At 62.2% G+C, this 7,295-nt stretch carries 1 protein-coding gene; it reads right to left on the bottom strand.

Annotation, left to right across the window (positions count from 1 at the left end; genetic code table 11):
• On the bottom strand, positions 1-7,183 hold a 7,183-nt coding region (locus HHA01_RS14375; protein WP_218023819.1), incomplete at its 3' end, for a cadherin-like domain-containing protein.
• Between the last annotated feature and the right edge of the window lie 112 nt (positions 7,184-7,295).

The following is a 7,295-nucleotide window of genomic DNA, read 5'->3' as shown; positions in this document are numbered from 1 at the left end:
GAGGGATGGACTCATCTTCCAGAGTCTGCACACTGTCGCTGTCGACGGTGAGCGTCGGCGCATCGGCAACTGGGTTGACGGTGACGTCGACTGTGACGGTGCGTTCTTCTCCCCCTTCGGTATAGCGGTAGGTGAAGCTATCGGCCCCGCTATAGTGCTCGTCGGGCGTGTAGGTCAGGGTGCCATCGGTCGCCACATCGACCGTCCCGTACTGCGGGTCGGTGCCGAAGGTGATGTTGTCTTCGGTAGCATTGGCCGGAGTCGACAGCTCATGGCTTCCATCTTCGTCCAGGACAATGCTTTCCTCGGCATCCGTGGGGGTGTTATCCACCACGGTGACGGTGAAATTGCCGTTGTCAGTATCGCCATCGCTATCCGTGACGGTGTAATCGACGGGAAGCTTGATATTGCCGTCGCCGTTGGTCACCTCATCCACGTGGTCCAGCGGGCCATCGAGGGTGAATTCGTAGCCGGCACTGGAGTCCGTGGGATCGGTGATGGTGAGGGTAAAGACAGTATCACCACCAATGCCCGCCGTTGCGGTAATGGTATGGCCATCGTCACTGACCGTATAGCTGAGGTCGTTGCCCTGGGAGGTCAGCCCAAGTGCTTCCAGGGCTGCCTGATTGCCGCTATCGAAGGTGGTATCGATGCTGTCCTGAGCATCGGTGACCTCCAGTGAACCAGTACCGGTCAACATCGACGAGTCACCTCCCGTCCCCGTGTCCAGGCCACTCTCGTTGACACTGGCATTCTCGGCAGTGCCCACTTCGGGCTCGGTATCCTCCACCTCGATGGGTTGGGTGGCTGGCTCGGATTCATCCCCGTCGCCATCGGTCAGCACATAGTCGAAGCTGTCGCCCGCCGACGCATCATCTTCACTGGCGGAGTGATCGGCGCTAGCCAAAGGTGTGTAGGACCAGTCGCCATTGCTTTCGACCGTCAACTCACCGTGCAGGGTATCCACGCTGACACTGTCGCCTTCGGCGATGTTGGCATCGTCTTCATTCCCATCACGGTCGGTATAGGTGATCTGGCTGATATAGGCGCCATCGGCACCCGGGGTGTCGTTATCCAGGACATTGCCGGTGGTGGCGCTTTCGCCCTCGGTTACCGTCACGGCGGTATCGTCTTCGGCCGTGGGGGTGTCATCTTCCACGCGCACCGTCAGGGTGCCATCGCTGCTCGCCTCTCCGGCGTCGGTCACGCTCAGCGGGATCTCTAGCGTCAGTGCGTCGTCCTCGGCGCCACTGTGCGTGCGCTCTTCGGTCAGCGTGTAGGTGTAACTCAGTTCCCCTTCGGTGGGCACATCGCCCACGTTGCTGGTAGCGGCAAAGCCGGTCAGTTCGAGCGTGCCGCCTTCCACGTTGATGGTCTGCGAATCGCTGTCGCTCAGCGCGTTAAGGGCCGCCAGATCCAGGGTGGTGCCGCCGATGGTCAGGCTGCTCAGGCCATCGGCGGCGTTGACGCTCAGCGTGCCGCCAGCGGACTCGTTGTCGCTGTCCGCCTCGGAGCCATCACTCAAGCCGCTTTCGCTGACAGTCACCTCACCGTCGACGTCGGGCGTGCCATCGTCGGGCGTGATGGCGGGCGTGCCATCCGTATTGCCCTCGACCGTGAGCGTCAGCGTGGTGGTGCTCCAATCACCGTCGGCATCCTGAATGGTGTAGCTGAAGGTCTCGGTCAGGCTGTCGCCGTCCTTCAAAGCGTTCACGTCGGCGTTGTCGTTATCGACGACGTAGGTGTAGGTGCCGTCGTCGTCCAGCGTCAGCGTGCCGTAGTCGCCTACCAACTCGCTTCCGACATTGTCGCCCAGTTCGCTGCTCTGATTTCCCACCGCGAAGCCCGTCACTGTGGCGCCGTCGGCGCCCTGGGTATCGGCGACATCACCGGGGCCCGCCTCGGTTGTGGTCAGCACATTGCCGTCCAGCGCGCTGCCGTCTTCCTCGACCGTGCCGGTGTCGGCGTTGGCCGTTGGGGCATCATCGACGATCTTGATATCGAGGTCGCCGCTGTCGGTCGAGCCATCCTCATCGGTGGCAGTGATATCGATGTTATCGGTGACATCGTCACCGCCTACACTCGGCGCACGCTCCAAGGTGTAGTCGTAATCAAGCGTGATCGTGCCATCGGCGACTTGGCTGTAGCCATTGAGGGTCAGCTCGCCATACTGGGTGGTCAGCGTCTGGCTGGTATCGCCCAGCGCTTCCACCTCAGCCTTGCTCAGCGAAAGCGTGGCCGGATCACCGTCCTCGTCGGTGTAACCCAGCGTCACCGCGCTCGTTTCCTGCAGGCCGTCCAGGGCGGTCAGGGTAAAGCTGGATTCGACGCGGATGTCATCGGCGTTCGGCTCGGAACCGTCCGCCAGGCCGCTTTCGAACACCACCTGGTCGGAGGTGTCGCCATCCGGCGTGGTGGCGTCATTGTCATTGGGCACATTGACGGTCACGCCGTCGTCGCTGCCCTCGATGGCGATCGTCAGGTTGGCGTTATCCGCGTCGCTATCGCCATCGGTCAGGGTATAGCTGAACACCTCGTCCAGCGTTTCGCCGTCGCTCAGCCCCTGAACGTCCAGGTTATCGTTATCCAGCACATAGCTGTAGCTACCATCGGCCTCGAGCGTCAGGGTGCCGTATTCACCGTCGATCGTCAGCGTGCCACCGGTCTCATCGGCATCATTGGCGGGCACATTGGTGCTGGTCACCGCGGTGACCGTGGCACCATCGGCGCCTTCGTCATCGGCAACATCGCCACCGGACGCACCGCTGTCGCCCAGCACATTGCCGGTCGTGGTTGTCGTCGCTGAGTCTTCGGTGACGCTATTGGTGTCATCCTCGGCCACCGGCGCGTCGTCGACGATCTTGATATTCAGGTCGCCGTTGTCGGTCTGGCCGTCGCGGTCGGTGGCGGTGACGGTAACGCTGTCCATCAGGGCATCGACGTCCGCGTCCGGTGCATTGGTCAGGACGTAGTCATAGTCGAGGGTGATGGTGCCGTCATCGGCCTGGCTATAGCCGTCAAGGCTCAGCTCGCCGTATTCAGTGGTCAGCGTCTGGCTGGTATCGCCCAACGCTTCCACCTCGGCCTTGCTCAGCTCGAGGGTGGCCTCTTCCCCATCCTCATTGGTGTAGGCCAGGCTGATGGCGCCATTGTCCTGCAGGCCATCCAGGGCGGTCAGGGTAAAGCTTGACTCGACCCGGGTATCGGCGGTGTTCGGCGCGGAGCCGTCCGTCAGGCCGCTTTCGAAGACCACCTGGTCATTGATGTTGCCATCCGGGGTGGTGGCGTCATTGTCATTGGGCACATCGACGGTCACCCCGTCGTCGCTGCCGTCGATGGTAATGGTCAGGGTGGCGTCGTCTGAATCGGTATCGCCATCGGTCAGCGTATAGGTAAACGCCTCGGTCAGCGTGTCATCGTCGCCCAAGCCCTGAACGTCCAGGTTGGTATTGTCCAACGCGTAGGTATAGCTGCCATCCGCCTCGATCGTCAGGGTGCCGTACTCGCCGTCGATCACCAGGGTATCGGTGCCGCTGGCGCTGTTGCCGGGGACGTTGGTGCTTTCCACCGCCGTGACCGTGGCCCCATCGGCGCCTTCGGTATCTTCGGCATCGTCCGACGAGGCATCACCACCACCGATCACATTGCCGCTGGTCTCGACGGTACTGGCGGTATCATCGCCCTCAGTAACGCTATTGGTGTCATCCTCGGCCGTCGGCGCATCGTCGACGACCTGGATATTCAGATCGCCGTTGTCGGTCGAGCCATCCTCATCGGTGGCCGTGACGGTGGCGCTGTCCATCAAGTTATCGACGTCTTCCTCCGGCGCATTGGTCAGGAGGTAGTCATAGTCGAGGGTGATGGTGCCGTCATCGGCCTGGCTGTAGCCGTTGAGGGTCAGCTCGCCATACTGGGTGGTCAGCGTCTGGCTGGTACCGCCCAGTGCTTCCACCTCGGCCTTGCTCAGCGAGAGTGTGGCCGACTCGCCATTCTCGTCGGTGTAATCCAGCGTCACCGCCCCCGTTTCCTGCAGACCATCCAGGGCGGTCAGGGTAAAGCTCGACTCGACCTGGGTATCGGCGGCATTCGTCGCGGAGCCGTTATCCAACCCACTCTCGAACACCACCTGATCGCCGATCTCGCCATCCGGCGTGGTGCTGTCATGGTCGTTGGGCACATTGACGGTCACGTCGTCGTCGCTGCCCTCGATGGTGATTGTCAGGTTGGCGTTATCCGCGTCGCTATCGCCATCGGTCAGGGTGTAGCTGAACACCTCGTCCAGCGTTTCGCCGTCACTCAGCCCCTGAACGTCCAGGTTGGTGTTATCCAGCGTATAGCTGTAGCTGCCGTCCGCGTTCAACGTCAGGGCGCCGTATTCACCGTCGATCGTCAGGGTGCCATCGGCCGCATCGGCGTCGTTGGCGGGCACATTGGTGCTTTCCACCGCCGTCACCGTGGCACCGTCGGCGCCTTCGGCATCGGCAACATCACCATCGGACGCACCGCTGTCGCCCAGCACATTGCCGGTCGTGGTTGTCGTCGCTGAGTCTTCGGTGACGCTATTGGTGTCATCCTCGGCCACCGGCGCGTCGTCGACGATCTTGATATTCAGGTCGCTGCTGTCAGTCGAACCATCCACGTCAGTGGCCGCGACGGTGATGTTATCCATCAGATTATCGACGTCTTCAGTCGGCGCATTGGTCAGGACGTAGTCGTAATCGAGGGTGATGGTGCCGTCATCGGCCTGGCTATAGCCGTCAAGGCTCAGCTCGCCGTATTCAGTGGTCAGCGTCTGGCTGGTATCGCCCAACGCTTCCACCTCGGCCTTGCTCAGCTCGAGGGTGGCCTCTTCCCCATCCTCATTGGTGTAGGCCAGGCTGACGGCGCCATCGTCCTGCAGGCCATCCAGGGCGGTCAGGGTAAAACTCGACTCGACCCGGGTATCGGCGGTGTTCGGCGCGGAGCCGTCCCCCAGGCCACTTTCGAACACCACCTGATCATTGAAGTTGCCATCTGGATCGGTGCTGCCATGCTCGTTGGGCACATCGACGGCAACGTCCCAGTCGATCGGCGCCTGATCGTCGTCGCTGTCGCTGTTGCCGGCTGGATCGGTGACCTTGGCGTTCACGCTGACATTCGGGACGCCCGGCTCGACCGGCACCTCGACGCTGACGCCGTTGTCCAGGTCATCCTGGGTGACTTCATGATCGTCAAGGACATTGCCGTCCTTGTCGGTCACCGTCAGGGTGTCGCCAACCTCGGTGCCGTCTTCCAGAGTGACCTGGGCGGTGACGCTGCCGTCGTCGCCGATCTCGTCCTGGCTGTAGGTGTCGTCATCACCGGCGCCTTGCAGCTCGACGCTGACCGCCGGCGGCACGTTGTCGATCGGCTTCTGGTCATCGTCGCTGCTGGAGTTGCCGGTCGGATCGGTGACCGTGGCAGACACACTGGTATTGGGATCGCCCGGCTCGACCGGCACCTCGACGCTGACGCCGTTGTCCAGATCGTCCTGGGTCACTGTGCGTTCTTCGAGAGTATTACCGCCCTTGTCGGTCACCGTCAGGGTGTCACCCACCTCGGTGCCGTCCTCCAGGGTGACCTGGGCGGTGACGCTACCGTCCTCACCGATCTCGTCCTGGTTGTAGGTGTCGTCTTCACCGCTGCCGGTCAGCTCGACGCTGACCGCCGGCGGCACGTTGTCGATCGGTTTCTGGTCATCGTCGCTGCTGGAGTTGCCCGTCGGGTCGGTCACCGTGGCGGAGACACTGGTCTCGGGATCACCTGGCTCGACCGGCACCTCGACGCTGACGCCGTTTTCCAGATCGTCTTGGGTGACTTCACGCTCGTCGAGGACATTGCCGTCCTTGTCGGTCACCGTCAGCGTATCGCCGACCTCGGTGCCGTCCTCCAGGGTGACCTGGGCGGTGATGCTACCGTCCTCACCGATCTCATCCTGGTTGTAGGTGCCGTCTTCACCGCTGCCGGTCAGCTCGACGCTGACGGCTGGCGGCACGTTGTCGATCGGTTTCTGGTCATCGTCGCTGCTGGAGTTGCCGGTCGGATCAGTGACCGTGGCAGACACACTGGTATTGGGATCACCCGGCTCAACCGGCACCTCGACGCTGACGCCGTTGTCCAGGTCGTCCTGGGTGACTTCACGCTCGTCGAGGACATTGCCGTCCTTGTCGGTCACCGTCAGGGTATCGCCAACCTCGGTGCCGTCTTCCAGAGTGACCTGGGCGGTAACGGTACCGTCCTCGCCGATCTCGTCCTGGTTGTAGGTATCGTCGTCGCCGGCCCCTTGCAACTCGACGCTCACCACCGGCGGCACGTTGTCGATCGGCGTCTGGTCGTCGTCGCTGCTGGAGTTACCTGCTGGATCGGTGACCGTGGCGGATACGCTGGTCTCGGGGTCGCCGGGTGATACCGGCACCTCGACGCTGACGCCGTTATCCAGGTCGTCCTGAGTAACCGGACGGTTCACCAGCTCGTTGCCATCCTTGTCGGTCACCGTCAGCGTATCGCCGACCTCGGTGCCGTCTTCCAGGGTGACCTGGGCGGTGACGCTGCCATCCTCGCCGATCTCATCCTGGTTATAGGTATCGTCGTCGCCGGCTCCCTGCAGCTCGACGCTGACGCCAGGAGCCTCTCGAAACGGCTGTGTCACATCGGCGGCGTTATCTTCCTCATCCTCTTCGTCTTCCTCTGCGGCACCGCCCCAACGCACATCAGGGCCATCATTGGTGTCCAGGCCATACTCATAGTCCAGCGGGTCAACCAGCTCCTCGATGCGATTCACCCGCGTAAAGCTCTGGCCTTCATGGTCCGGGTGCTCATTGCTTTGGGGGCGCTCCGAGCCTTCGTTCTGCGACTCATCCGCTTCGCCCTCCTCATTGGGCGACCCGGACTCCTCGCGACCGCTGTCGTCTTCGCCGGAGTCCTCTTCACTGGACTCCACTTCTTCCTCGGCGGCTTCCAGTACCGATGTCAGTGTCACTTCCGCGCCTGCCGGCACCTGGACGGTCTGGCCATCAGGCGATGAAAGCGTGAGTGATGCGTTATCAGCCGTCACGACCGTCTGGTTCGAGTCGATGACATCACCCTGCTGGATCTCCTGCAGATTGCCGTTCTCGTCGCGTACCCAGGCCTGGCCGGAAAGCTCGACTACTCTCATATCACTCATGCTCCACCTCGTATAATGCCGCACCTCATTCGAGGCTGATGGCTCACGTAAGACTCAATTCTAGACTATGAGAACTAGGTTTCTAATACTTGATCAGCGTTCACCCAGGGCA

This window comes from Halomonas halmophila (assembly GCF_006540005.1).
Classification (GTDB): domain Bacteria; phylum Pseudomonadota; class Gammaproteobacteria; order Pseudomonadales; family Halomonadaceae; genus Halomonas; species Halomonas halmophila.
This window is presented reverse-complemented; position numbering and strand designations above follow the sequence as displayed.